22 protein-coding genes and 1 tRNA gene are annotated in these 23,805 nt (G+C 71.5%); 11 read left to right on the top strand and 12 right to left on the bottom strand.

The genetic code is table 11. The features are described 5' to 3' along the window. Positions 1–106 precede the first annotated feature (106 nt). Together CP973_RS38345 and CP973_RS38340 are read right to left on the bottom strand one after the other, a co-directional pair. On the bottom strand, positions 107–1,267 hold the full coding sequence (locus CP973_RS38345; RefSeq protein WP_150249342.1) for a beta-ketoacyl synthase N-terminal-like domain-containing protein: 1,161 nt from the start codon (positions 1,265–1,267) through the stop codon (positions 107–109). Next, entirely contained in the window at positions 1,258–2,043 is a 786-nt protein-coding gene (locus CP973_RS38340; RefSeq protein WP_150249339.1) for a hypothetical protein, read from the bottom strand. Before CP973_RS38340 ends, CP973_RS38345 begins: the two co-directional genes overlap by 10 nt. A 107-nt stretch (positions 2,044–2,150) precedes the next feature. Here CP973_RS38340 and CP973_RS38335 point away from each other — a divergent pair, with 107 nt between their 5' ends. From CP973_RS38335 to CP973_RS38320, 4 genes are all read left to right on the top strand, one after another. After that, positions 2,151–3,350, top strand: coding sequence for a macrolide family glycosyltransferase (locus CP973_RS38335; RefSeq protein ID WP_150249336.1), 1,200 nt, complete (start codon positions 2,151–2,153; stop codon positions 3,348–3,350). Between the two features lie 74 nt (positions 3,351–3,424). Then, entirely contained in the window at positions 3,425–4,135 is a 711-nt protein-coding gene (locus CP973_RS38330) for a GNAT family N-acetyltransferase (RefSeq protein ID WP_150249333.1), read from the top strand. Continuing rightward, the gene (locus tag CP973_RS38325) at positions 4,132–4,935 is read left to right on the top strand and encodes a PIG-L deacetylase family protein (protein WP_150249330.1); all 804 of its coding nucleotides are present in this window, start codon (positions 4,132–4,134) and stop codon (positions 4,933–4,935) included. Before CP973_RS38330 ends, CP973_RS38325 begins: the two co-directional genes overlap by 4 nt. Further along, positions 4,901–5,554, top strand: coding sequence for a class I SAM-dependent DNA methyltransferase (locus CP973_RS38320; RefSeq protein WP_150249327.1), 654 nt, complete (start codon positions 4,901–4,903; stop codon positions 5,552–5,554). Before CP973_RS38325 ends, CP973_RS38320 begins: the two co-directional genes overlap by 35 nt. A 203-nt stretch (positions 5,555–5,757) precedes the next feature. Here the strand turns inward: CP973_RS38320 and CP973_RS38315 are convergent, their stop codons facing one another. From CP973_RS38315 to CP973_RS38305, 3 genes are all read right to left on the bottom strand, one after another. After that, complete coding sequence (locus CP973_RS38315; protein WP_150249323.1) at positions 5,758–6,948, bottom strand: SPFH domain-containing protein; 1,191 nt, start codon at positions 6,946–6,948, stop codon at positions 5,758–5,760. Positions 6,949–6,962: 14 nt separating this feature from the next. Next, positions 6,963–7,214 (bottom strand): hypothetical protein, encoded by a 252-nt coding sequence (locus tag CP973_RS38310; protein WP_030603531.1) that lies wholly within the window; start codon positions 7,212–7,214, stop codon positions 6,963–6,965. Positions 7,215–7,378: 164 nt separating this feature from the next. Next, on the bottom strand, positions 7,379–8,284 hold the full coding sequence (locus tag CP973_RS38305; RefSeq protein ID WP_341874887.1) for an alpha/beta hydrolase: 906 nt from the start codon (positions 8,282–8,284) through the stop codon (positions 7,379–7,381). 629 nt (positions 8,285–8,913) lie between these two features. On the opposite strand from CP973_RS38305, the gene CP973_RS38300 reads away from it, so the two are divergent. Next, positions 8,914–9,882: a helix-turn-helix domain-containing protein gene (locus CP973_RS38300; protein ID WP_150249320.1), complete on the top strand. Its 969-nt coding sequence runs from the start codon at positions 8,914–8,916 to the stop codon at positions 9,880–9,882. 68 nt (positions 9,883–9,950) lie between these two features. Here CP973_RS38300 and CP973_RS38295 read toward each other — a convergent pair whose 3' ends face one another. The 4 genes from CP973_RS38295 to CP973_RS38280 all read right to left on the bottom strand — a co-directional run bounded on the left by CP973_RS38295 (position 9,951) and on the right by CP973_RS38280 (position 13,703). Then, positions 9,951–10,982 (bottom strand): protein NO VEIN domain-containing protein, encoded by a 1,032-nt coding sequence (locus CP973_RS38295; protein WP_150249317.1) that lies wholly within the window; start codon positions 10,980–10,982, stop codon positions 9,951–9,953. Positions 10,983–11,334: 352 nt separating this feature from the next. Further along, positions 11,335–11,408 (bottom strand) — tRNA-Pro (locus tag CP973_RS38290). Between the two features lie 12 nt (positions 11,409–11,420). After that, the gene (locus CP973_RS38285) at positions 11,421–12,236 is read right to left on the bottom strand and encodes a Pr6Pr family membrane protein (RefSeq protein WP_150249314.1); all 816 of its coding nucleotides are present in this window, start codon (positions 12,234–12,236) and stop codon (positions 11,421–11,423) included. Between the two features lie 528 nt (positions 12,237–12,764). Further along, positions 12,765–13,703: a metallophosphoesterase gene (locus CP973_RS38280; RefSeq protein WP_150249311.1), complete on the bottom strand. Its 939-nt coding sequence runs from the start codon at positions 13,701–13,703 to the stop codon at positions 12,765–12,767. A gap of 447 nt (positions 13,704–14,150) precedes the next feature. Between CP973_RS38280 and CP973_RS38275 the strand changes: the two genes are divergently transcribed. After that, on the top strand, positions 14,151–14,615 hold the full coding sequence (locus CP973_RS38275) for a GatB/YqeY domain-containing protein (protein WP_150249308.1): 465 nt from the start codon (positions 14,151–14,153) through the stop codon (positions 14,613–14,615). 155 nt (positions 14,616–14,770) lie between these two features. Here CP973_RS38275 and CP973_RS38270 read toward each other — a convergent pair whose 3' ends face one another. Beyond that, a complete protein-coding gene (locus CP973_RS38270; protein WP_150249305.1) occupies positions 14,771–16,984 on the bottom strand; it encodes a transglycosylase domain-containing protein in 2,214 nt (737 codons plus the stop codon). A 531-nt stretch (positions 16,985–17,515) separates the two neighbouring features. On the opposite strand from CP973_RS38270, the gene CP973_RS38260 reads away from it, so the two are divergent. Then, a complete protein-coding gene (locus CP973_RS38260) occupies positions 17,516–17,908 on the top strand; it encodes a WhiB family transcriptional regulator (RefSeq protein ID WP_150249302.1) in 393 nt (130 codons plus the stop codon). A gap of 582 nt (positions 17,909–18,490) precedes the next feature. Here the strand turns inward: CP973_RS38260 and bagB are convergent. Together bagB and bagA are read right to left on the bottom strand one after the other, a co-directional pair. After that, on the bottom strand, positions 18,491–19,915 hold the full coding sequence (gene bagB, locus CP973_RS38255; protein WP_244410229.1) for an ATPase BagB: 1,425 nt from the start codon (positions 19,913–19,915) through the stop codon (positions 18,491–18,493). Further along, positions 19,912–20,907 (bottom strand): ATPase BagA, encoded by a 996-nt coding sequence (bagA, locus tag CP973_RS38250; protein ID WP_150249299.1) that lies wholly within the window; start codon positions 20,905–20,907, stop codon positions 19,912–19,914. The genes bagB and bagA overlap by 4 nt, the downstream gene beginning before the upstream one ends. Before the next feature lie 162 nt (positions 20,908–21,069). Between bagA and sp36 the strand changes: the two genes are divergently transcribed. From sp36 to CP973_RS38230, 4 genes are all read left to right on the top strand, one after another. Beyond that, positions 21,070–21,231: a Sp36 family protein gene (gene sp36, locus CP973_RS38245; RefSeq protein WP_003981536.1), complete on the top strand. Its 162-nt coding sequence runs from the start codon at positions 21,070–21,072 to the stop codon at positions 21,229–21,231. After that, on the top strand, positions 21,228–21,692 hold the full coding sequence (locus CP973_RS38240) for a RidA family protein (protein WP_150249296.1): 465 nt from the start codon (positions 21,228–21,230) through the stop codon (positions 21,690–21,692). The genes sp36 and CP973_RS38240 overlap by 4 nt, the downstream gene beginning before the upstream one ends. Positions 21,693–21,887: 195 nt before the next feature. After that, a complete protein-coding gene (locus CP973_RS38235; RefSeq protein WP_150249293.1) occupies positions 21,888–22,898 on the top strand; it encodes an NUDIX hydrolase in 1,011 nt (336 codons plus the stop codon). Beyond that, on the top strand, positions 22,895–23,725 hold the full coding sequence (locus CP973_RS38230) for an MBL fold metallo-hydrolase (protein WP_150249290.1): 831 nt from the start codon (positions 22,895–22,897) through the stop codon (positions 23,723–23,725). Before CP973_RS38235 ends, CP973_RS38230 begins: the two co-directional genes overlap by 4 nt. The last annotated feature ends 80 nt before the right edge of the window (positions 23,726–23,805 follow it).

The raw sequence follows: 23,805 nt of genomic DNA, 5'->3' as shown, positions 1-23,805 counted from the left end.
GGGGAGGGGTCGGGGTGAGGGACTGGGGGGAAGGGGCTGTGTCATGGCCCCGGCCAGGCGGTGGACGCCCGGCCGGGGCCATGACACAGCCCCCTTTCAGGGCCCCTCAGACCCCGCGCAGGACCAGCGTCGCGTTGTTGCCGCCGAAGCCGAAGCTGTTCACGGCGGCGGTACGGGCCGACGGCAGCCGCAGAGGCGCCGTCGGCAGCACCACGCGGTCCGTGCCCTCGGCGGCCGTCAGTCCGGCGGTCGGCGGGACGGTCCCCGTACGCAGCGTCAGCGCGGCGGCGGCCAGCGCCGGGGCGCCCGAGATGTGCAGCAGGTGGCCGATGGCGCCCTTGTGCGAGGTCACGGGGAGCGCGTCGGAACCGGTTTCGGCGGCGATGGACTCCACGGCCGCGAGTTCGGCGGCGTCGCCCTGGACGGTGCCGGTCGCGTGCGCGTGCACATGGTCCAGCCGGTCCGCCCCGGCGTCCGCCAGCGCGTCGCGCATGCACCCGGCGATCAGCTCGGCGTCCGACGCGGCGGCCTTGGCCCCGGCCACCCGGCACGCCGCACCGGCGACCACCAGATCCGTGGCGTGCCCCCGCGCCCTGGCGTGCCCGGCCGGCTCCAGGACGACGGCGCCCCCGCCCTCACCGAGCGAGATGCCCGCCCGGCCGGTGTCGAACGGCCTGGCCGCTTCCCGGCCCACGGCCCGTACGACGTCCATGCTGGCGTACTCGTACCGGTTGAGCACCGACGAGCCCGCCACCACGGCGAGCGGCGCGACGCCCGCACGCAGGGCCTCGCGGGCGAAGCCGACCGCGAAGACGGCGGAGGCACAGGCGTGGGAGAGGTGCAGGACGCGGCCCGGGGCGAAGGCGGGGCCGAGGGCGCCGGCCGGGTCGGGACCGAGGAACTCCCGGTGGGCGGCGGGGTCCGAGGCAGCGTCCGCGACGGTTTCCGGGCCCGGGTACGGTGCCTGCCCGACCAGGATCACCAGGGCGTCGCGCGGCACTCCCGGCAGCCCGGCGGCCTCCACGGCCTCCCCGATCGCGGCTCGCGCGTAGGCGCTCTTGCGCGGCGTCCCGGCCGCCGGGCCCGGTCCGGGCACCTCGCCGACCGGCTCGCCCCGGTACGACGGCGCCTCGAAGCGCCCGGCCGGACGCAGGGCCGAGCGCCCTTCGAGCAGCCCCCGCCAGAAGGGCGCGACGCCCGCACCGAACGGGGTGACCAGCCCGAGGCCGCTGATGACGATGTCGTTGACCGGGTCCTTCACGGGCATGTGACGCTCCAGGCGGTGGCGATGGCGAGGCAGTGCACCGGGCGCGGTCCTTCGCAGGGGGAGACGAAAAGGTCCAGGTGGACGGCCGGTCCCGGCATGGCGGCCAGGGGCCAGGGCGGGCGCGGCGGGTCCGTGGCCCGCTTCGGTTCCCGTGTGTCCACCGGCAGGGGAGCGAGCAGGTAGCAGCCCCCGCGGTGTCCGGACGCGGTGGTGTAGGGGCGGACCAGCTCGGAGGTCTCCAGGCCGATCGAGTCCGAGGGCCGCAGCCGCCGCCCGGTGTCGTGGCAGCGCCCTACGAAGTGCCGGGCGGCCCAGGAGCTGTACGCGCCGCACAGGACGTACAGCGGGGCGGTCGACCGTACGGCCTCGGGCAGGGCCTCGAACGCGGTACGCAGCGCCCAGGTGACCGCGTCAACGGGCTTGGTGTGCGCTTCCGGGGCGGCGGTGAGGCCGGGTGCGCCGAACTCGGCCGTCGCGTCGGCCAGTTGTCGGCCGTCGGTGGCCGCGAGAGCGATTCCGTGACGTACGGATGCGTGACGTACGGCGTCGTGACTTGCGGCGTCGTGACGTACGGATCCGTGGCGTACGGCGTCATGGCGTACTGCGTCGTGACGTTCGGATCCGTGGTGTACGGCGTCATGGCGTACTGCGTCGTGACGTTCGGATCCGTGGCGTTCGGATCCGTGGCGTTCGGATCCGCGGCGTACGGCGTCGTCATCCGGCTGTCGGCCGCCGTCGGGCCGCGCGTCCGGCCGGTCCGTCTCCGCTGTCGTCATCCGGCCGCGCCACCCCTCTACCGCCAGTCATGAGTTGTCGAATATGCTGAATCTGTAGTCATATTTTGTCAACAACGTCTACGGTGACAACAACGGGGGAGGGCGCCATGCCGCGCCACATCGGCTTCGTCTCCATCGCCTGGCACGGTCATGTGAACCCGACGCTCGGCCTCGTCGCGGAACTCGTCCGGCGCGGCCACCGGGTCTCGTACGCGGTCACCGAGGCGTTCGCGCCCGCCGTACGGGCCGTGGGCGCCGAACCGGTCGTCTACCGCAACCCGGTGGACGACGCGCTCACCGAGGACGGCCTGGCCATCTCCCCCATGGACTTCCTGCGCGAGGCCAGGGCGACGCTGGACGTACTGGAGGACGCCTGGGCCACCGACCGGCCCGACACCATCGCGTACGACGGGATCGCCTGGGCGGGCCGGGTGCTCGCCGCGAAATGGCGGCTGCCGGCGGCTGAGATGTGGCCCTCGTTCGTCTCCAACGAGCACTTCTCGCTGGAGGCCGAGTTCCTGGCCGACAACCCGCTGCACCCCGGCGTGCTGCGCTTCGCCCGGGAGCTGACCCGGTTCCTGGCCGCCCACGGCCTGTCCGGCCGCTCGGTCACCGACTTCCTCGGCCACACCGAGGATCTGCGCCTGGTCTTCCTGCCGCGCGCGTTCCAGTACCACGGCGAGACCTTCGACGACCGGTTCGCCTTCGTCGGCCCGTGCGCCGGCGACCGCGGCTTCCAGGGCAGCTGGCGCCCGGCCGGGGACGGCCGCCCGGTGCTGCTGATCGCCCTCGGCACGGCCTGCTACGACTGGCCCGAGTTCTTCCGCATGTGCGGCGAGGCGGTCGCAACGCTGCCCTGGCAGGTCGTCATGGCGTACGGGCCGCGCATGGACCGCGCCGCCATCGGCCCGCTCCCCGCCCACGTCGAGGCGCACCCGCACGTCCCCCAGCTCGACGTGCTGCGCCACGCCGACGCCTTCGTCACCCACGCCGGCATGGGCTCCACCATGGAGGCATTGCTGCACGGCACGCCCATGGTGGCCGTACCGCAGACCCAGGAACAGACCGCCGTCGCCGAACGCATCGACGCCCTCGGCCTCGGCGTGCGCCTGGACCGCGACCACCTGGACGCGGACACGCTGCGCACGGCCCTGACCCGCGTCATGACCGACGGCGGCATCCGGGCCGCGGTCACCCGGATGCGGGAAGAGGTGCGCGGGGCCGGGGGAGCGGCGGCGGCCGCCGACCGCATCGAGGCCCTGACGGCCGGCGCCGAACCCGTGCCCACCGCCGTCCGGACGGGCTGACCGGGCCCACCACCACAGCACCGACCGACAACATCGCGACCACGGTCCTCGCTCGGGACCGGAACGGAGAACTGATGCAGGGCAAACTCGTCCGGCTCGAACGCCCCGCCGACCAGGACTACGAGCTGATGGCGCAGTGGTTCGGCCCCGACTCGGCCGCCGCGGTGATGGCCGCCACCGAAGGGGACGTGGTCACCGCCGAGGACTTCCGCAAGCTCGACCACAGCGGCGGCCTGCGGCAGTTCGCGGTGCGCGACGGCGAGGACCGGACCGTGGGCGCGGTGCACTACAAGGCACAAGGCCCGGTCGGCGGCTATGTGCTCGGCGGCGCGATCGGCGACCCCGAACTGTGGCGCCGCGGGTTCGGCGCCGAGGCGTTCGACCTGCTCATCGACCACCTCTTCCACGCGCGCAACGCCCACCGGGTGACGTTCACCACCGCGCTCTACAACAAGAACGTGATGCGCCTGGTGACCGGCGTCGGCTTCACCCTCGAAGGCATCCTGCGCGAGTACTTCTACCTCGACGGCCGCCACCACGACGGCGCCGTATGGGGCCTGCTGCGGCACGAGTACTACGCGGCGGTCGAGGAACTCAAGCGCACCGACCCGACCTTCGTCCTCCCCGACACCATCCCCGAAGCCGACAAGGCCGAGGCGCGCCGCCTGCTCGCCGAGTACATCACCAGCCCCACCGGCAAGACGTCGGCGGGACTGCTGCTGGCCTCGGTCCGCGCTGCCGGGGAGGCCGCCGGTCAGTCTGCCGGTCAGCCCGCGCAGCCGTGAGCACCGCAGCCGACCACGGCCCGCGCTGGACCACCGTCGTCCTCTCCCCGCACTTCGACGACGCCGCGCTGTCCGTCGCCGGATACCTCGGCCGCACCGCCGGGCCCACCGCCGTGGTCACCGTCCACGGCGGCGCCCCGGCGGCGGACCGGATCTCCTGGTGGGACGCGGGCTGCGGCTTCGCCACGCCGGAGGAGGCGTACCGCGTACGCCTGGCCGAGGACGCCCGGGCCTGCAAGCTGCTGGGCGCCGAGCAGGTGACCCTCCCGAACCCGGACAGCCCGTACCGTACGGACGGCGAACTCGATGGACTTGAGGGCTTTTTGAAGGGCCTCCCCCCGGACACCAGGGTGCTGGTCCCCCTCGGCACGAACCAGCCCGACCACACCGCCGTACGGGACCAGGCCCTCGCGGTGCTGGCCGGGCGCCCGGGCCTGGCTCCGTACGTATACGCGGATCTGCCGTACACCGGCGGCGCCCGTAAATGGGGCACGGACGCGGCGGTCGAGCGGCTGGCCGGCTCGGACAAGTACGGCGGCGCCTACCGCGACCTGTCCGCCGCGTACGAGCTGCGCGTGGCCCACGACATCCGCCTGGACGAACGCGAATGGGCGGCGAAGCGGGCGGCGGTCCTGAGCTACACCTCGCAGCTGGCGCCGGTGGCGGTCGGCCACGGGCCGTTCCTGCGGCGGCCGGGCCCGCTCCAGGCGGAACTCATCTGGGAACTGGGCCCCGCCACCCACGACAACGCAGAAGGGAACCGTCATGCCGGGCAGCCCCCGCACATCGGTGTCGGCTGAGCACTTCGACAAGGCCTACCGGTCCAGGACCGACCCGTGGGGAACCCTCCACAAGCCGTACGAGCAGGAGAAATTCGCCGACACGGCGTCCCTGCTGCCCGCCGGCCGCTTCCGCTCCGCCCTGGAGATCGGCTGCGGCGTCGGCGCCCTCACCCGGCTGCTGGCACCCCACTGCGACCACCTGCTGGCCACCGACTGCTCCACCGCCGCGGTCGAACAGGCCCGCCAGAACTGCGCCGACCTGCCCCACCTCACCTTCGCCACCCTCCGCGTCCCCGAAGAACTGGACGCCGGCAGCCTGCCGGCCTCCTTGGCGGTGGCCCCGGTGGACCTCATCGTGATGTCCGAGGTCGGCTATTACCTGTCGGCCCCCGACCTCGGCCTGACCGCTGCGCGGATTGCCGCCCTGCTTGGGCCGGGCGGGCACGTACTGCTGGCGCACTGGGTTCACGACGAGCCCGATACCGCTCCTGCCACGGAAGCCGCACCGGAGATCGTGACCGGCCACGGGGTGCACAAGGTCTTCCGCGACCGGGCGGACCTGCGGCCGATCGAGGGCCGGACCTGCCACCGGCACGGCAACTCGTACCGCTTGGACCTGTTCCAGCGGGTGATGTGACGGGTGGTTGGTTCTGGCGGGTGATGTGACGGATGGTTCCAGCGGGTGACGGGCGGGTGGTCCAGCTGGTGACGGGCGCGGGCGCTTCACGGACGTACGCAACGCCCCGAGGCGCCCGACCGGCTACTTCTCATGCAACCACCGCGCAGCCGCCATCTGCTAGCCACCATCCGCTCGCCTCCTGCTCGCCTCCTGCTCGTCACCTACTCGATCTCGACCCGCCCGCCGTTCCGCCCGGCACCGCCGCCACCTTCCGCGGCCTCCGTACCGTACGTACCGCCGGCACCGGGCGTCCCGTCCTTGCCGCCGTCTCCCGGCTGGCCCAGGTTGCGCCGTACCGAATCCAGGATCGTCAGTCCCTGGCCCACCAGCCCGGCCGCGATCTCGCCGAGGCCGTCCGCACCGTTCAGCACGTTCACGTTCGCGCCGGACAGACCGGCCGCTGCCTCCTTGACGATCTGCGGCAACTGGTCGATCAGCATCCGGTCCAGCGCCACCCGGTCGTACGAGGCCGCGGCCGCCGCCTGGATCTTCATCCGCTCGGCCTCGGCCATGGCGAGCACCCGGATCCGCTCCGCGTCCGCCTCGGCGGGCTTGACGACCTCGGCCACCAGCTGCTGCTGACGCAACTGCGCCGCGCGCTCGGCCAGTTCGGTCTGCGCGTCCAGCACCTCCTGCTGGGCGTGCGCCTCCGCCAGCGGGCCCGCCTGCGCGGCCTGGGCCTGCGCGCGGTCCACCTCGGCGTTGTACTGCGCCTGTACGACGGCGGTCTGCCGCGCGTACTCGGCCTGCTTGCGCGCCGCCTCCTGCTCCGCCTCGGCCGCGGCCTGCGTCGCCTGGGCCTGGGCGATCTGCGCCTGCCGCTGGATCGCCGCCTTGTGCGGGGCCGACATGGCCTCGATGTATCCGGTGTCCCCGTCGTCGATCGACTGGATCTGCAACGAGTCCACGTGCAGCCCGATCTTCGCCATCTCGGCCTTGGAGGTGTCCAGCACCTCGGTGGCCAGCTTCTGCCGCTCGGTGACGATCTCCTCGACCGTCATCGACCCGATGATGGACCGCAGGTGCCCGGCGAAGATCCGGCCGGTCAGCACCGACATCTGGTCCTGGTCGGAGAGGAACCGCTGACCGGCGTTGACGATGCTCTCGACGTCGTTGCCGACCTTGAACGCGATCACGGCACGTACGGTCAGCGCGATGCCCTGCCGTGTCACACAGGTCTCGACGACCTCCGACTCGCACATCGCCAGTGTCAGAAAGCGCGTCTTGCGGAAGATCGGCAACACGAATTTGCCGTGACCGGTCACGACACGGAACGGCGCACCCCCGAGCCCACGCCTGCCGCCCGATATCAGCATCGCCTCGTCGGGGGCGGGAACGCGGTAACCGAACATCTCTCGTCGTCTCCTCAGCCGGCGTCGCCGGCGTCACCGGCCAACGCGTCCAATGGGTCGGCCCACTCGATCACATCGACCTGCCGGCCGCCCCGCGAGGTGACCACCAGGACGCGCGTCCCACGGGCCAGCGGCTCGGCGGACCAGGCCAGAAACGTCTCCGTACCGCCCCTGACCCGCACCAGAACCTCACCGGCCCCGGCCGCCCCACGGGTCCCGAGCACCAACTCCCCGGCACACCCGACCACAGCCTCGTCCGAAACCACCCGAGACCGCCCCCTCCCCACGTCACCTCCTCCCGACGATAGCCCGCCACCCCGCACCCGCCCATGCTTCCCGGCCTCGGGCCCGAGATCTTGACCTATCCCTGACCTGGTGCGGAGCCCTCGCTCCTGGAGCGGAGCCCTCGGCCCTGGAGCGGAGCCCTCGGTCACCGGGCTTGCGGCCACCGCGCGAAGAAGGCCCGCACACTCCGGCGTACGGCCGGCACCGACACCTCCGGCCGCACCGCACCCACCAGCCGCCCCCGCGCCTCGGCCGTCATCAGTCCAGCCGCCTGCAACTGCGGCACCATCGGGGCGAGATCCGTGAACACCCAGTGCGCCGCGTCCTCGAACCGCCGTTGCCGCACCCGTCCGCCCGAATGGGCTCGCACGGCCGACCAGGACCGCCCCATCTCCTCCCGCCCCGGAAACCCGTCCGTACCCACCAGAAGCAGCGGCCGACCCACCCCGTACCGAGCCACCGGCAACAGCTCCCCAGGCCGCCCGGAAGCCTCCGGGGCCTGGTCGAGAAACCCCTCCCAGTTGACAGCCGCAGTGACCCGGCGCTCCTCATACATCACCTGCGCCGCAGTCGTCCCACCCGCCGAATGCCCGTACACCCCCACCCGCCGCAGATCCAACGCCCGCCCGAAGCCCTTCGGCACCACACGCCCCGCCGCATCCGCCTCCCGCCCCGCCGCGAAACTCCCCAACTCCCGCAGCACAAACCGAACGTCCGCCACCCGCGCCCCGATCATTGTCCGGAACACCCTCGCGTCCGCCCTCGGATCACCCCTGAAGACGGTCTTCCGCACCCTCTCCCGCCCGGCCCTCTCCACCGGAAACTCAACCGCCACCGCGTCCCCAGGGTGATCGACACACACCACCACCCGCCCCCGGCTCGCCAACTCCTCGGCAACACACGTCCCCAGCCCGCGCGGGTCCCCGCCACCCGGGCTGTACACCAGCACCGGCCACCGCCCACCCAGCACAGGAGCACCCACGTACGCATGAGCAGCCGTACCCGCCCAGTCCACCCCCGCCTGCGGCAGCCCCGGCCGCACCAACGGCATCAACTGCCCAAAAGCCTTCGCGACTCCCCGCGACATCTGCCGAGCCCTCGGACACCCCTCGACATCTCCCGCTGGATAGAACACGGAAGCCATCACCTCCCGCACAGCGATCCCCTCCCACGGGTCCCGCCGCCGACCATCAACCAGGTACAGCTCAGCGACACCCACCGGATACGGCCCGGTCGGCGCCGGCAACCGAAGCACCACACCCCCACTGCCAACGCCCCGTACAGCCCCCACCCCCACAGCCCCCAGGCGCCCACCAACGGAGCCGACACCACCGCTCCGCGCACCCACCGTCACATCGCCCAGCGCCTCACCCCCACCCGTACCCCCAACCCCACCCCCGGTGAAGAGCGATGCCACCCCCAACACCGCCGCCTTCGCGAAAGTCCGCCGCCCAGCCCCGACAACCCCACCTACAGACATCTCCATCTCCCCTCTCCCCGGCGTCCTCTGCCACCCTGCTGTCGTCGGCAGACTGACGCCCGAGAGGAGAAACCCGCGATCCTTTAACCCCAGCCCAAAACGATGGCGCGACACCATGAGATCGATGCCGCGCGACACCATGAGACCGATGACGCGCGACACCATGAGGACGATGGCGCACGACACCACCAGGGGGACCAGTGCTCCGCATCCACTTCACGGCCGCCGACTTCGCCCGCGTCCGCTTCGCACCCCGCCCGGCACCCCTGATCGAACTCAACACGGCCTTCATGAAGGCGACCAGCAGCGACGACCCCCTCCTCTACGCCCGCTGGCGACAACGCCTCCTCCGCTCCCTCCCGCCCACCGCCCTGCCCTTACGCGCCCTGGTCCCCGCGGGCAAGGCCCCCGCCTTCCTCGACACCTACAACGACTCCCTCACCGAAGCCCTGGAATCCATCCGCGCGACCCACCCCACCGCCATCCGCTCCGAACTCCAACGCGTCTACGCGTCGGCCTCCCACCCGCCACCCCCTTGGATCCGAGCCCTCCACCAAAACGACCCCGACTCCTGGCACCTTTTCAACCAGGCCCAACGAGCAGCCTTCGAAACCGTCCTACGCCCCATATGGCCCCAGATCCAGGACCTCCACCAAACCGAATTCACCCGCCACGCATTGACAACCGCCGAACACGGCACCGCCCAAGCCCTGACTCACCTCGTCCCCAACACCCGTTTCCGCGGCACCACATGGGAAATCCCAGCCCCCACCACCCGAGACATCTCCCTGACCGGCCAAGGCGTCCTCCTACACCCCACCTTCCACTGGACCAGTCACCCCTTGGTGGCCAACCACCCCGACCACCCGCTACACCTCACCTATCCAGCCGGCCCGGGCATCCCCCTCTCACCCACCGAAGCCACCCCTGCCGACCCCCTGAACGCAGCCCTCGGCCCCACCCGAACCCGCATCCTCCGCCTCCTCACCACCCCACACACAACCACCACCCTGGCCCGACACCTGAACGTCAGCGCCGCCAGCGTGTCCGTGCACACCGCGGCGCTACGCGCTGCCGGTCTCCTCACCACGACACGTGCGGGCCGCTCGGTCACGCATGAGCGAACACCACTGGGAACACTCCTGACCCATCGCGGTACGCCCACCTGACAGACGGCAGTCGCGGGGCACCCACGAGCGTCGGCACACCCAGTCACAGAGTCCCTGCCGGAGGGCAGCTAGCTGGAGGAGCGTCCGCCCTCGCCTCCTGCTGGAAGCGGGTACCGGTACGCCGTGGGAACAAGCTCTTCTCGCCTTGGCGCCCAGTCTGACCACGACCGCCAACGTCCGCCCCGGCAGCGGAGGTGGTCGTCGAGTTCGATCTGATCTATCACTACAAGGCAGGTGGAAGTGCCTTCAGCGTGGCGGACCTCTCCCTCGGTCAGGTCTATGGCTTCACGGGTGGTGGTACTGCCCTTCACCTCTATGTGCGTCTCCGTCCCGTCCCTACGCACGGTGATGTCCCAGGGCGAGTGATCTCCCACGTCCTCGACCTCGTAACCCAGTGAGCGATAGTGAGCGAGCACAAGGTCCATCGCGTATCGCTCAACGGCCCGTCGCCGCTCGGCATCGTGCTGCCGTCCATAACCGGAAGTCCCGGTCGGCTTGGTGGGCAAGGCCAGTACCGGGGCGGCTTCCGGCTCATGGGGTTCAGAAATCGCGGTCTGCCGCAATTCCAGCAGCTCGGGCAGTGCCTCCACCAGCGCTCGTGGGAGCTTGGTCAGGTATCCCTGCGCTGCACGAAGGGGCCTGGCGAGCGACAGGGCGAAGGGGAAATAAAGCGGTCCTTCGATTGTCTGTGCAAGCTGGTCCCGCAGCGCACGAAGACTCGGCTCAATCTCCCGCAGACGCGCCTGAGTGACCGGCTTCTTCAACCGGCGGTACCCGCCGAGGGGCGCCTCCCAGGCAGGCTCCGGCCCCGAAGCACTCCGCTGCCGGCCATAGGTGCCTCTGCTCTGCCAGGTGATGGTGGACGCGGTCGCCTCACCTCGTACGTGGGAGTACCCAACGACTCCGGGTCCGTGGTTCTTGTCCCAGTGCAGAACGAGGTCACCTGGCCGTACTTCGCGTACAAGCGCATAGGACCAGTACTCCTCGCCCCGATCGTTGACTTGGGGCGCGAGCAGGTTTGTGCCGATGTCCTCGCGGTTCGTGATCTCCAGCCAGTAGCGCTCGTGCGGGTCGTGTCGCCACCACCTGTTAACGGGCATCGTCCCCCCTCTGCCTAGCTGCCTTCATTCCTTTGCTGATCATCGCAGGCCGGAAGTGACGACTTTGGGACAGAGATGGGTCTGAGCGTGACAACAACGGGCATAGACCGCTCGAATCTGTCGCTCGCTTCGGGCACTGCTTCACGAAGAGGCGGAACCGGGCGGCCCCACCTTGCTCGCGCGCGACACAGGGGCAACGCCTACGCGCCGATGCCCCGGCCTCCATGCAACTGTGGTCGACGACACACCCACCGCTCCACTGGGCGATGAGCCGTAGTGACGCAATGAAGCACACATGGCCAGAGGGCCGGTACTGGTTCCAGTACCGGCCCTCTGGCCTGCTACTTCTCAGTCGGGGTGGCGGGATTTGAACCCACGACCTCTTCGTCCCGAACGAAGCGCGCTGCCAAGCTGCGCCACACCCCGAAGCAACGAGCTCTACTTTAGCGGACCGATCCCCGAAGGTGAAATCCGGTTCTCGGGGCGGCGGGGGTGGGGCCTGACCTGGTCGATTGTGATGAGAAGGAGGGCGAGGGCGTAGAAGGCGGAGCCGAAGATGACGGTGTTGAGGGCTATGCCGGCGTAGCCGTGGAGGTCTACGTCGAGGAAGCCGTACGGGTAGCGGCCCTCGGTGCCGGGGGCGAGGAGGGCGCCGCGGATGAGGGCGAAGGGGAGGTAGAGGAAGGGGTAGATCAGCCACTGGGCGGCGTGGCGCCAGCGGAAGCCGCGGGGGGCAGTGAACAGGAGCCAGTCCAGGGCGGCGCCGATGGGGGAGACCGTGTGCAGGAGGTGGGTGGAGACGGTGCGGACGGCGTCGTGTTCCTCGGTGCCGGTCATGGAGAAGCCGCTGGAGTCGTTGGTGAGGATGAAGTGGTAGACGAGGCCGGTGATGGCTATGTAGAGCAGGACCGCGCCGGTGATCCGTGGGGAGATCGGTGGGCGGGCGGACCAGGCGCGGTAGGCGGACCAGGTGAAGCAGACGGCCACGGCGATGTTCGTCTGGACGGTGAAGTAGCTGAAGAGGCGACCCAGGTCCGGGGTGATCGCGATGTCCAGGACGAGGCCGGTCAGTGCGGCCAGGGCGATCAGCAGGCGGAAGGCCGCGGCCAGTGGGCGACGGACCGGGGGGACGACCGCGGAGGCCGGGGTGTGGGCGGAGGCGAACGCCGCTCCGCGGGCGTAGCGGGAGGAGGCGTGGGAGGTGGGCTGCGACGGTCGGGAGCGCGGGACGCGGGCGCTGGTGGGGTCGATCATCCCCCCACGCTAGACGGGAGCGGGGCGGGATGGTGAAGGTGTGGTGAATCCGTAGGGGGAGGTGCAGTGTGTGTGCAGGGGGAGGTGAGGTGGAGTCGTGTGTCGGAGGTAGGCGTCGCGTGCCGGAGGTAGGCGGGGCAGGGGTGTCCGGCCGTGCGGACGGGCTGTTCGGCCGGGGCGGAGGCCGGGGGCGTATGCCGCGGCCGGGCCCCGGGGCTGGGCCCCGCGCCCGGGCCCCGCGGTCGGATGCCGATGCCGGACCCCGCGGCCGGACGCCGCGGCCGGGCCCCGCGCCCGGACCCCGCGCCCGGACCCTGCGGCCGGACGCCGATGCCGGACCCCGCGGTCGGATGCCGCTGCCGGGCCCCGCGGCCGGATGCCGCTGCCGGGCCCCGCGGCCGGATGCCGCTGCCGGGCCCCGTAGTCGGAGGCCGCAGGCAAATGCCGCGGCCCGGCTCGGTGGCCGGGCCGCGGTATCCGGAGGATGTGAGATGCGTCGCGCTGCCCTGAGATCTGTTCCCCGCGGGATCAGCCGCGCGGCGTGAGGGTCAGCAGGGTCGCCTCCGGTGGGCAGGCGAAGCGGACCGGGGTGTAGCGGTTGGTGCCGCAGCCTGCGGAGACGTGGAGGAAAGAGGTGTTGCCGCCCGCGGTGTGGGTGGAGAGACCTTTCACCCGGTCGGTGTCGATGTCGCAGTTGGTGACCAGGGCCCCGTAGAAGGGTATGCAGAGCTGGCCGCCGTGGGTGTGGCCGGCCAGGATCAGCGGGTAGCCGTCGGCGGTGAAGGCGTCCAGGGAGCGCAGGTACGGGGCGTGGACGACGGCCAGGGAGAGGTCGGCGTCGGGCTCCGGGCCGCCGGCGACCTGGGCGTAGCGGTCGCGCTTGATGTGCGGGTCGTCCAGGCCGGTCAGCGCGATCTCGAAGCCGCCGGCCGAGCCGTCGAGCTTGAGGCGGCCGCGGGTGTTGGAGAGGTTGAGCCACCCGGCCGTGTCGAAGGCGTCGCGCAGGTCTTCCCAGGGGTTGTGGACGGCGCCGACGGCAGGTGGGTTGCCGTTCAGGCCGTGGCGCTTCTGGGCCTTCTCGATCAGGTAGCGGGCGGGGTTGCGCAGCTTCGGTCCGTAGTAGTCGTTGGAGCCGAAGACGTACGCACCGGGGAACTCCATGAGCGGGCCGAGCGCGTCCAGGGCCTCCGGGACGCCCTCGGGGTCGGAGAGGTTGTCGCCCGTGTTGATCACGAAGTCGGGCCGCAGCCCGGCCAGCGACTGGAGCCAGCGCTGCTTCTTGCGCTGCCCGCTGACCATGTGGATGTCGGAGACCTGGAGCACCCGCAACGGCCGCATGCCGGGAGGCAGTACGGGCACGGTGACCCGGCGCAGTCTGAAGGAACGGACTTCGAATCCGGCGGCGTAGGCCAGGCCCGCCGCGCCGACCGCGGCGATGGACAAGGGGACTCCGTAACGAGCGCGCATGGCCCCATCGTGGCAGAGGGGGAGGGGGTGGCGCCCATCGCGGTATGGCTCCCTCGGTATGGCGCCCGTCGCGGTATGGCGCCCCTTGCGGTGTGGCTCCCGAGGATGGCACCCCTCGCGGCATGGCTCCCTCGGTATGGCTTCTTCTGTACGGCCTCGTCCAGACGGCATCTCAGTACGGCCCCGTCCATGCGGCACCTCGGTACGCCCCCGTCCGTACGGCTACCTCGGTACGGCTACCTCGATACGGCCCCGTCTGTACGGCTCCCTCCGTACGGCCCCGTCTGTACGGCTACCTCCGCGCGGCCCCGTCCATACCGCTCCCTCCGTACAGCCCCGCCCGTACGTGGCGCCGCTCCGCCCCGGGCCCGGCCCGTCCCCACCACCCGCACCCCCCCACCGCTTAATGGTCGGCGTTCGGTGCCGCCTGCGGGCATACTCGACGTCATGACCACGCTCAAGTCGAAGCTGCAGGACGACCTCACCACGGCCATCAAGGCCCGTGACGAGCTGCGCTCTTCCACCCTCCGTCTCACTCTGACCGCCGTCCAGAAGGAGGAGGTCGCGGGCACCGAGGCGCGCGAGCTCTCGGATGCCGAGGTCGAGAAGATCATCGCGCGGGAGGCGAAGAAGCGCCGGGAGGCCGCCGAGGCGTTCGACAAGGGCGGCCGCGGTGAGCAGGCGGAGCGGGAGCGCGCGGAGGGTGAGGTGCTCGCCGCGTACCTGCCCAAGCCGCTCACGGACGAGGAACTGGAGAGCCTGGTCGCCGAGGCCATCGCGGAGGCGAAGGCGGGCGGTGCCGAGGGGCCGAAGGCGATGGGCGCCGTGATGAAGATCGTGAACCCGAAGATCGCGGGCCGGGCCGAGGGCGGCCGGGTGGCCGCGGCGGTCAAGAAGCTGCTCGCGGGCTGAGGAAGCTGGGAGCGGGGGCGGGCCTGGTCCGCCCCCGCGGACGAGCGACCGCCGTACGGACGATCCGTACCGCAGACGATCCGTACCGCATACGAGAAGGGGCGCTTCCACCTCGGGTGGAAGCGCCCCTTCGTCAAGGTCCGGCCGAGCGGTCCTCAGCCCCCGGTCCCCCCGAACAGCCCCGGGAAGCCGGGAATGTCCCAGCCCCCGCCCGGCTTGTCGTTGTGGCCGCCGCCGCCACCACCGCCACCGCCGGGCCGGTGCGGAGGACGGTGGTGCCCGCCGCCTCCGCCGCCCTTGTTGTCGTCCTGGTTCTTGCCGGAGTCGCCGATCGGGACGGTGGGCAGGGAGGGGGCGGGCCGGCCGGACAGGGCGCCCGACATGGCCTGGCGCCAGATCGGGCCGGGGGTGTCCGCGCCGTACACCTTGTCGTGGAAGGTGCCGCCGATGGTGATGTCGAACATCCGGCGCTTGTGGGCGGGGTCGCCGACCCAGACCGCGCCGGCCATGTTCGGGGTGTAGCCGGTGAACCAGGCGGCGTAGCGGTTGTCGGTGGTGCCGGTCTTGCCCGCGCTGTCCCGGCCCTGGAGGCCGGCCTGCTTGCCGGTGCCGTCCTCGACCACGCCCTTGAGCAGCGCGTTGATGGTCTTGGCGGTGTTCTGCGACATCGCGCGCCGGCAGCTGGTCTTCGGTACGGTCAGCGCCTTGCCGGTCGCGTCGGTGATCGACTCGATGGCCACCGGCGTGCAGGCGACGCCCTCGTTGGCGAAGGTGGCGTATGCGTTGGCCATGGTCAGCGGGGACACCTCGGGGGAACCGAGCGCGATGGCGGGCTTCTGTTCCACGTCGTGGCCGTTGGCCCGCTGGATGCCCATCTCCTTGGCCATCTTGACCACCGGGCAGATGCCGATGTCGCTGATCAGCTGCACGAAGTAGGTGTTGACCGACTTCGCGGTCGCCTCCTTCATGCCGTACGGGCCGACTTCGGTGGTGTTCTCGTTCTGGACGGTGTCCCGGCCCGTCCACTGGCCCGTACAGGTGGAGACCGGGCTCGGGTACGGCATCTTGTACGGGGACGAGTACGTCTGCTCCGGGCTCTTGCCCGCCTCCAGGGCCGCCGCCGCGATCACCGGCTTGAACGTCGAGCCGGGCTGGTAGCCCGCGCCGCCGCCCATCTTCTGGTCGACGGACAGATTCATCTGGGTCTGGTTCTGACCGAAGCCGTACGGACGTGACTGGCCCATGCCCAGGATCTTTCCCGTGCCGGGCTGGACGATCGTCGCCGCGGCGGCGACCGGGTCGTTGTCGTAGACCCGGCCGGTGACGGCGGCCTGGATCGACTTCTGGGTCTGCGGGTCGAGCGTCGTACGGATCGTCAGGCCGCCCTGGTTCCAGCGCTTGCCGCGTTCCTTGCGGGTCTTGCCGAAGGCCGGGTCGTTGAGCAGGACCTCGCGTACGTAGTCACAGAAGAAGCCGGCACCCGAACCTGCCGTGATGCACCCGTTCTTGGGCCGGCTGACGTCGAGTTTGATCGGCTTCTTGGCGGCGGCGTCGGCCTGCGCCTGGGTGATGGCCTTGGTGTCGGCCATCCGCTGGAGCACGGTGTTACGGCGGCGCTGCGCCTCCTTGGGGTCGTTGACCGGGTCGTAGCGGCTCGGCGACTGCACGATGCCCGCCAGCAGCGCGGACTCGTCCAGCGTGAGGTCCTTGGCGTGCTTGCTGAAGTACCGCTGGGAGGCCGCCTCCACGCCGTACGCCTGCTGCCCGAAGAAGGTGATGTTCAGGTAGTTCTGGAGGATCTTGCGCTTGCCCAGCTCCTCCTCGACCTGGATCGCGTACTTCAGCTCCTTGACCTTGCGGCCGATGGTCTGCTGAGTGGCCTGGGCGACCTTGTCCGGGTCGTCGCCGGCCTCCTCGACGAAAACGTTCTTCACGTACTGCTGCGTCAGCGTCGAGGCGCCCTCGGAGACCCCGCCGGACTGCGCGTTCTTGTTGAGCGCGCGCAGGATGCCCTTCAGGTCGATCGCGCCGTGCTGGTAGAAACGCGCGTCCTCGATGGCGACGATCGCCTTCTGGATGTACGGCGACATGTCCTTGAGGTCGACCACGGTGCGGTCCCGCGAGTAGACCTTGGCGATCTCGCCGCCCTTCGCGTCGAGGATGGTGGTCCGCTGGCTCAGCGGCGGCGTCTTCAGGTTGGCCGGGATCTCGTCGAAGTTCTCGACCGAGCCCTTGGCCGCCAGGCCCAGCGCGCCGGCGGCGGGGAGGGCCAGGCCTGCCAGCACCGCTCCGGCCAGCACGCTGACGCCCAGGAATTTAGCGGCCTGCTGGGTCTTGGTCAGACCCCCGCCGTCGCGCTTCTTACCCATGGGGGCACCCTAAGCCTCGGGCGCGGGGTCCGGCGGGAGCGGGGCTCCGTTCGGGACGTCCGCGTACCGGGCCGCGACCGGCCGGCGATCCGATCCGGACAGCGGTGGGGGCTTTCCGGCCAAGGGTGAACGGCCGGTCGGTCCGACTTCGTCAGGTGGCTACGTTCTCAATCGCCGGACAGGGGCGCATCTGTTCGTTTAACCTGATCCCGTCCGGTGCGGCAGACGCGGCACGTCGATGCGTCAACCCCGCCTCCGGCCGTCGAGCGTGTCCCGTACGTCCGCATATGTCACCGGGAATCCGCTGTGGTGCTGGCGAAGTGCCCCATGGTGCCGGGAAGGTGGCCTATGCCCCCGGCTCACTCCGTTGGGTGATCTGCCGCGTACGCATAGTCCGTTCGGGCCATTCAAGATTGGGCCCGAAGGGGGTGTTGCGCCCTGCTCGCCTTCCGTAACGTCCTCAACTGGCAACGGTGAATATGCCGCTTGCCGCCGTGGGGGAGCCTCGATTCGGGAGAGGACGGCGCCAGCATGAGCTGGGTAACCGACTGGAGTACACAGGCAGCCTGCCGCACCACCGATCCGGACGAGCTGTTCGTTCAGGGAGCGGCCCAGAACCGGGCCAAGGCGGTCTGCACCGGATGCCCGGTGCGGACGGAGTGCCTGGCCGACGCCCTGGACAACCGCGTGGAGTTCGGAGTCTGGGGCGGTATGACCGAGCGCGAGCGGAGGGCGCTGCTGCGCCGCCGCCCGACCGTCACCTCGTGGCGCCGACTGCTGGAGACGGCACGTACGGAGTACGAGCGCAGCACGGGCATCCTGCCCGTGGACTGTGACGACGACGAGACGTACGAGAACACCTACGACAACGCGTACGGCAACCGTTACGACGGTACGTACGACAACTACGCCGCAGTGGGTTAGGCCCGGCGTTCACTCGTCGTAAGCCGGGCGGTCCGATGGCTCAGTGGCCCAGCGGCCCACGGTCCGGTGGTCCGGTGGTCCGGCGGTGTCGGTGTGAGCCGGCGCGGTTCGGCGGGTGATCCGGAATACGGTCCGGTGCGGTCTGCGGTCTGCGGTCCGCTGTGCGGTCCGGCGTACCCGTCGGGCAGGGCCGGGTTCGATACCCCGTTCGGTATCGGGTTCGGTGAGGCCGGTGCGGCGGTTGGTACGACGGTTGGTACGGCGGTCGGTGCGTGCATGGCCGACGTGGGCTGGCTGTCTGTGTACGTGCGGGGTACGGCCGGTGAGTTGCCGGCGCGCGGGCCGCGGTAGGTGGCCGAGGGCGTGAGCGGTGCGGATGGGCGTGTGTGAGCTGTGCGCGCCCGGAGTGTGCCGTTGGCTGACCGTATGGCTTCGATCCTCTTATGGCTTCGCCACCCGTATCGTTTCGGCCGACGTGGCTCCGGTTGCGGGCGCACTGGCGCGAGCCCTTGTGAGCGGCCAGAGCGATGATCAGCGGTGGTCGGAGACGATCCCTGGTGGGTGAGCGATGCCCTTCCCGGCTCAGCTCTCCCCGTGCCCCTGTTCCCGCTCCCGCACCCCGTCCCTCTCCTGTACGGCCGACTCCTGTACGACGACCGACTCCTGTACGGCCAGCCGCTCCCCGATCGCCCGTAGCCCCGACAGGTCGTGGACATCACCGGGCAGCGCGGCGATCTCCGCCACCGGAACCTCGGGATGAAGCGCGGTGAAGCGGTCGCGTGTGCGCCGCTCGCGCGCGAGCACGTGCATGCGCTCGGCGTGCAGCCGCAGCAGGCCGGCGGCCAGACGGGCCGCCGAAGGGGAGTCGTCCGTTGTCGAGGGGTCCGCCGCGGCGGGGGAGGGGCCGTCGGCGGTACGAGAGTCAGCCTTCCCGTCCCCTAGATCCACAATGCCGTTCCCGCCAAGATTTTCAGACCGGACCTCGGACGGCTCCGTGAGGGCCTCCGCGGCGGCCAGCGCCCGCTCCGCGCTGAGCTGCGCGGCGCCGCTGCCGTGCACCCGGTTCAGCACCAGCCCGGCCAGCGGCATCTGCTCGGCGGCCAGCCGCTCGACGAAGTACGCCGCCTCGCGCAGCGCGTCCCGCTCCGGCGCCGCCACGACCAGGAACGCGGTGCCGGGCGCCTGGAGCAGCCGGTACGTCGCGTCCGCGCGCGTACGGAAGCCGCCGAACATGGTGTCCATGGCGGCGGCGAACGTCTGGACGTCACGCAGCAGTTGGCCGCCCATGATCTTGCTGAGCGTGCCGGTCATCATCGACATGCCGACATTGAGGAACTTCATGCCGGCCCGCCCGCCGGCCTTCGCGGGCGCCATCAGCACCCGGATGAACTTGCCGTCCAGGAAGGAGCCGAGGCGCTTGGGCGCGTCCAGGAAGTCGAGCGCGGAGCGGCTGGGCGGGGTGTCCACGATGATCAGGTCCCACGCGTCGCGGGAACGGAGCTGGCCCAGCTTCTCCATGGCCATGTACTCCTGCGTGCCCGCGAAGCCGGCCGACAGGGACTGGTAGAAGGGGTTCTCCAGGATCGCGCGGGCCCGCTCGGCGTCCGCGTGCGCCTCGACGATCTCGTCGAAGGTGCGCTTCATGTCGAGCATCATGGCGTGCAGCTCGCCGCCGGCCGACTCGTCGACGCCCTTGACCCGGCGCGGCACGTTGTCCAGTTCCGAGATGCCCATGGACTGCGCCAGCCGGCGGGCCGGGTCGATGGTCAGCACGACGGCCTTGCGGCCGCGCTCCGCGGCGCGTACGCCGAGGGCGGCGGCGGTCGTGGTCTTGCCGACGCCGCCGGAGCCGCAGCACACGACGATACGGGTGCGCGGGTCGTCCAGCAGCGGGTCGACCTCCAGACGGGCGGCCGGCGAGTCCAGCGCGCCGCGCCCGGGGGCGGGCGGCGCGGTGCGCCGGGACGGTGCGGTGCCGTCGTCCTGGGTGGGTGCGTCCGCGGTCATATGGGCCCCTGTTTCCGCAGGTCCCTCGCCAGCCGGTACAGCCCGGCGAGGTCCACTCCCTCCGGGAGCAGCTCCAATTCGTACGTGGGCAGGCCGAGTCCGGCCAGCTCGGCGTGTTCGGCGCGCTCCAGATCGACGCGCTGGGCGTGCTCGCGGGCCTCTTCGAGGAGCGGGTCGATGAGCCGGTCGGCCCACGCCACGCCGGCCGCGCCGCGGCGGCCCCCGCCCAGCCCGGCCCCGGCGAGCGCCTCGGCGATGCCGGTGCGGGCGCCGTTGGCGGCGATGTCCACCTCGCCGGTGTCCAGCACCTCCGGCCGGGTCATGTTGATCACCACGCCGCCCACCGGCAGACCGGCCGCGCGCAGCTCCGCGATGCCGTCCACCGTCTCCTGGACGGGCATCTCCTCCAGCAGGGTCACCAGGTGGACGGCCGTCTCGGGGGACTTCAGGACCCGCATCACGGCCTGCGCCTGGTTGTGGATCGGGCCGATCTTCGCGAGGCCGGCGACCTCGTCGTTCACGTTCAGGAAGCGGGTGATGCGGCCGGTGGGCGGGGCGTCCATGACGACGGCGTCGTACACGTAGCGCCCGCGTTTGTCCTTGCGGCGCACCGCCTCGCACGCCTTGCCGGTCAGCAGGACGTCCCGCAGGCCGGGGGCGATGGTGGTGGCGAAGTCGATCGCGCCGAGCTTCTTCAGGGCACGGCCCGCGCCGCCGAGCTTGTAGAACATCTGGAGGTAGTCGAGAAGCGCGCGCTCGGCGTCGATGGCCAGGGCATAGACGTCCCCTCCTCCTGGTCCCGGAGCTACCGCGATCTTGCGTTCCTCGTACGGGAGCGCCTCGGTCTCGAACACCTGGGCAATGCCCTGCCGGCCCTCGACCTCGACCAGGAGGGTACGGCGACCCTCGGTGGCCAGGGCGAGGGCGAGGGCAGCGGCGACCGTGGTCTTGCCGGTACCGCCCTTGCCGCTGACGACATGGAGCCTGCTCACGCCAAGGAGCCTAACCAGTCCGGGTACGGGCTACGCACGGGACCGTCGCCGGGTTGTGCGCCGGGGGCGTGGCGAATGCGCCACGCGCGGGGCGGGACGCGCGGTGTCCGCCCCCGCCCGCCGCGTCCGCGGCCCGCCCGTACAGGCATTACGCTCGGCCCCATGACCAAGTGGGAATACGTGACCGTGCCGCTGCTGGTGCACGCGACCAAGCAGATTCTGGACACCTGGGGCGAGGACGGCTGGGAGCTGGTCCAGGTCGTGCCGGGGCCGAACAACCCCGAGCAGCTGGTGGCCTACCTGAAGCGGGAGAAGCAGGCATGAGCGCGGTGGAGGACAAGCTCGCCGAGCTGGGCCTGAAGCTGCCCCAGGTGGTGCCGCCGCTGGCCGCCTACCAGCCCGCGGTGCGCTCGGGCGCGTACGTCCACACCTCCGGCCAGCTGCCGATGGTGGACGGCGCGCTGCCGGCCACCGGCAAGGTGGGCGCCGAGGTCAGCCCGGAGCAGGCCAAGGAGCTGGCCGCCACCTGTGCGCTGAACGCGCTGGCCGCCGTGAAGTCCGTGATCGGCGACCTCGACAAGATCGTGCGGGTCGTCAAGGTCGTCGGCTTCGTCGCCTCGGCCCCCGACTTCACCGGCCAGCCCGGCGTCATCAACGGCGCCAGCGAGCTGCTGGGCGAGGTGCTGGGCGACAAGGGCGTGCACGCCCGCTCCGCGGTGGGCGTGGCCGTACTGCCGATCGACGCGCCGGTCGAGGTCGAGATGCAGGTCGAGGTCGCGGACTGAGGTCGGGCGGGGATTCGGTACCCGTACGAAGGTCGGGCGGGTGTTCCGTACCCGTACGACAGGCCGGACGGGTGTGCCGTACCCATACGAAACCGTAGATCTTCGAGGGCCGGGCGGGCCGGGAAACCGGGCCGCCCGGCCTCGCCATATCCGGGCCCCCTCGAACATCCACGCGCAAACGCATAGCATCCGGCCATGTCGTCGACCTCCAACGGCCAGTGGTATCCGCCGGAATGGCCGGACCGCATCCGGGCCCTCGCGCAGGGTGAGCTGACCCCGGCGGCGCCCCGCCGGGCCGCGACCGTGCTGCTGCTGCGGGACACCGGCACCGGCGGCCCCGCCGTCCACATGCTGCGCAGACGCGCCTCGATGGCCTTCGCGGGCGGCGCGTACGCCTACCCCGGCGGGTCCGTCGACGCGCGGGACGAGAAGCCGGTGGCCTGGGCCGGGCCCTCGCGGGCCGAGTGGGCCGCCCGGCTCGGCTTCGGGGCCGGGGAGGAGGCCGTGGCGCAGGCCGTGGTCTGCGCGGCCGTCCGGGAGACGTTCGAGGAGGCGGGCGTGCTGCTCGCCGGGGCCTCGGCGGAGACCGTGGTCGAGGACACCACCGGGGACGGCTGGGAGGCGGACCGCGCGGCACTGGTCGCCCGCGAGCTGTCCTTCGCCGACTTCCTGGAGCGCCGCGGCCTCGTCCTGCGCAGCGACCTGCTGGGCGCCTGGGCGCGCTGGATCACGCCGGAGTTCGAGCCGCGCCGCTACGACACCTGGTTCTTCGTCGCCGCCCTGCCCGCCGGACAGCGCTGCCGGAACGCGTCCACCGAGGCCGACCGTACGGTGTGGATCCGCCCCGCCGAAGCCGCCGCCGGGTACGACCGCGGCGAGCTGCTGATGATGCCGCCGACCATCTCCACGCTGCGCAGCCTGGAGCCGTACGGGAGCGCCGCCGAGGCCCTGGCCGCGGCCGACGGCCGGGACCTGTCGCCCGTCCTGGCACGGGCCGAGATCGAGGGCGGCGAAATCGTTCTGAGCTGGCCGGGGCACGACGAGTTCACCAAGCACATCGCCGCCGCGGAGGGCGCGGAGGGTGCGGAGGGCCCGGAAGCCCCGGCTTCGGTCCCGGACCCGCCCATGACCACGCCTCCGCCCGCGACCTCGCCTTCGTCCTCACCCACGACCACGACCACGACCACGGGAGAGCCCACCGCATGACGTACGCAGCCGCCCTCCCCGGTCAGCCCCGCGGCGGGTCCATCGCCGGGCTCGCCACCGACCGCGCCCGGTGCGTGCTCGCGCCGAACCCGTCCCCGATGACCCTGGACGGCACCAACACCTGGATCGTCGCCGAGCCCGACGCGGACGTGGCGGTCGTCATCGACCCGGGACCGCTGGACGAGGCCCACCTCAAGGCCGTCGTGGACGCCGCCGGACAGGCCGGCAAGCGGATCGGCCTGACCCTGCTGACGCACGGTCACCCGGACCACGCCGAGGGCGCCGCGCGCTTCGCGGAGCTGACCGGAACGGCCGTACGGGCGCTCGACCCGGCGCTGCGCCTCGGTGACGAGGGGCTGGCGGCCGGAGACGTGATCACCACCGGCGGCCTGGAACTGCGGGTCGTACCGACCCCCGGCCACACCGCCGACTCGCTCTCCTTCCACCTCCCGGCCGACGCCGCCGTGCTGACCGGCGACACGATCCTGGGCCGCGGGACCACCGTCGTCGCGCACCCGGACGGCCGGCTCGGCGACTACCTCGACTCGCTGCGGCGGCTGCGCTCGCTGACGGTCGACGACGGCGTCACGACCGTGCTGCCCGGCCACGGGCCCGTACTGAACGACGCGCAGGGCGCGGTCGAGTACTACCTCGCGCACCGCGCCAACCGGCTGGCCCAGGTGGAGACGGCGGTCGAGGCCGGGCACCGGACGCCGTCGGAGGTCGTGGCGAGCGTGTACGCGGACGTGGACCGCACGCTGTGGCCCGCCGCGGAACTGTCCGTACGGGCACAGCTGGACTACCTGGGGGAGCACGGGCTGATCTGAGGGCGGGCCGGTTGAGCCGGTCGGAGGATCTGCGGGCGGTCCGGTCGAGCCGGTCGGAGAATCTGCGGGCGGTCCGGTTG

Source organism: Streptomyces albofaciens JCM 4342 (genome assembly GCF_008634025.1).
In the GTDB taxonomy this organism is placed as follows: Bacteria; Actinomycetota; Actinomycetes; order Streptomycetales; family Streptomycetaceae; genus Streptomyces; species Streptomyces albofaciens.
This window is presented reverse-complemented; position numbering and strand designations above follow the sequence as displayed.

Coding starts and splice junctions, on each gene's coding strand:
- CP973_RS38230 (WP_150249290.1), top strand. CDS start 22,895: ATGACGTACGCAGCCGCCCTCCCCGGTCAGCCCCGCGGCGGGTCCATC.
- CP973_RS38280 (WP_150249311.1), bottom strand. CDS start 13,703: ATGCGCGCTCGTTACGGAGTCCCCTTGTCCATCGCCGCGGTCGGCGCG.
- CP973_RS38305 (WP_341874887.1), bottom strand. CDS start 8,284: ATGCCGTTGGTGCGGCCGGGGCTGCCGCAGGCGGGGGTGGACTGGGCG.
- CP973_RS38335 (WP_150249336.1), top strand. CDS start 2,151: ATGCCGCGCCACATCGGCTTCGTCTCCATCGCCTGGCACGGTCATGTG.
- CP973_RS38345 (WP_150249342.1), bottom strand. CDS start 1,267: ATGCCCGTGAAGGACCCGGTCAACGACATCGTCATCAGCGGCCTCGGG.
- CP973_RS38295 (WP_150249317.1), bottom strand. CDS start 10,982: ATGCCCGTTAACAGGTGGTGGCGACACGACCCGCACGAGCGCTACTGG.
- CP973_RS38285 (WP_150249314.1), bottom strand. CDS start 12,236: ATGATCGACCCCACCAGCGCCCGCGTCCCGCGCTCCCGACCGTCGCAG.
- CP973_RS38330 (WP_150249333.1), top strand. CDS start 3,425: ATGCAGGGCAAACTCGTCCGGCTCGAACGCCCCGCCGACCAGGACTAC.
- CP973_RS38340 (WP_150249339.1), bottom strand. CDS start 2,043: ATGACGACAGCGGAGACGGACCGGCCGGACGCGCGGCCCGACGGCGGC.
- CP973_RS38260 (WP_150249302.1), top strand. CDS start 17,516: ATGAGCTGGGTAACCGACTGGAGTACACAGGCAGCCTGCCGCACCACC.
- bagB (WP_244410229.1), bottom strand. CDS start 19,915: ATGACCGCGGACGCACCCACCCAGGACGACGGCACCGCACCGTCCCGG.
- sp36 (WP_003981536.1), top strand. CDS start 21,070: ATGACCAAGTGGGAATACGTGACCGTGCCGCTGCTGGTGCACGCGACC.
- CP973_RS38270 (WP_150249305.1), bottom strand. CDS start 16,984: ATGGGTAAGAAGCGCGACGGCGGGGGTCTGACCAAGACCCAGCAGGCC.
- CP973_RS38320 (WP_150249327.1), top strand. CDS start 4,901: ATGCCGGGCAGCCCCCGCACATCGGTGTCGGCTGAGCACTTCGACAAG.
- CP973_RS38315 (WP_150249323.1), bottom strand. CDS start 6,948: ATGTTCGGTTACCGCGTTCCCGCCCCCGACGAGGCGATGCTGATATCG.
- CP973_RS38240 (WP_150249296.1), top strand. CDS start 21,228: ATGAGCGCGGTGGAGGACAAGCTCGCCGAGCTGGGCCTGAAGCTGCCC.
- CP973_RS38235 (WP_150249293.1), top strand. CDS start 21,888: ATGTCGTCGACCTCCAACGGCCAGTGGTATCCGCCGGAATGGCCGGAC.
- CP973_RS38275 (WP_150249308.1), top strand. CDS start 14,151: ATGACCACGCTCAAGTCGAAGCTGCAGGACGACCTCACCACGGCCATC.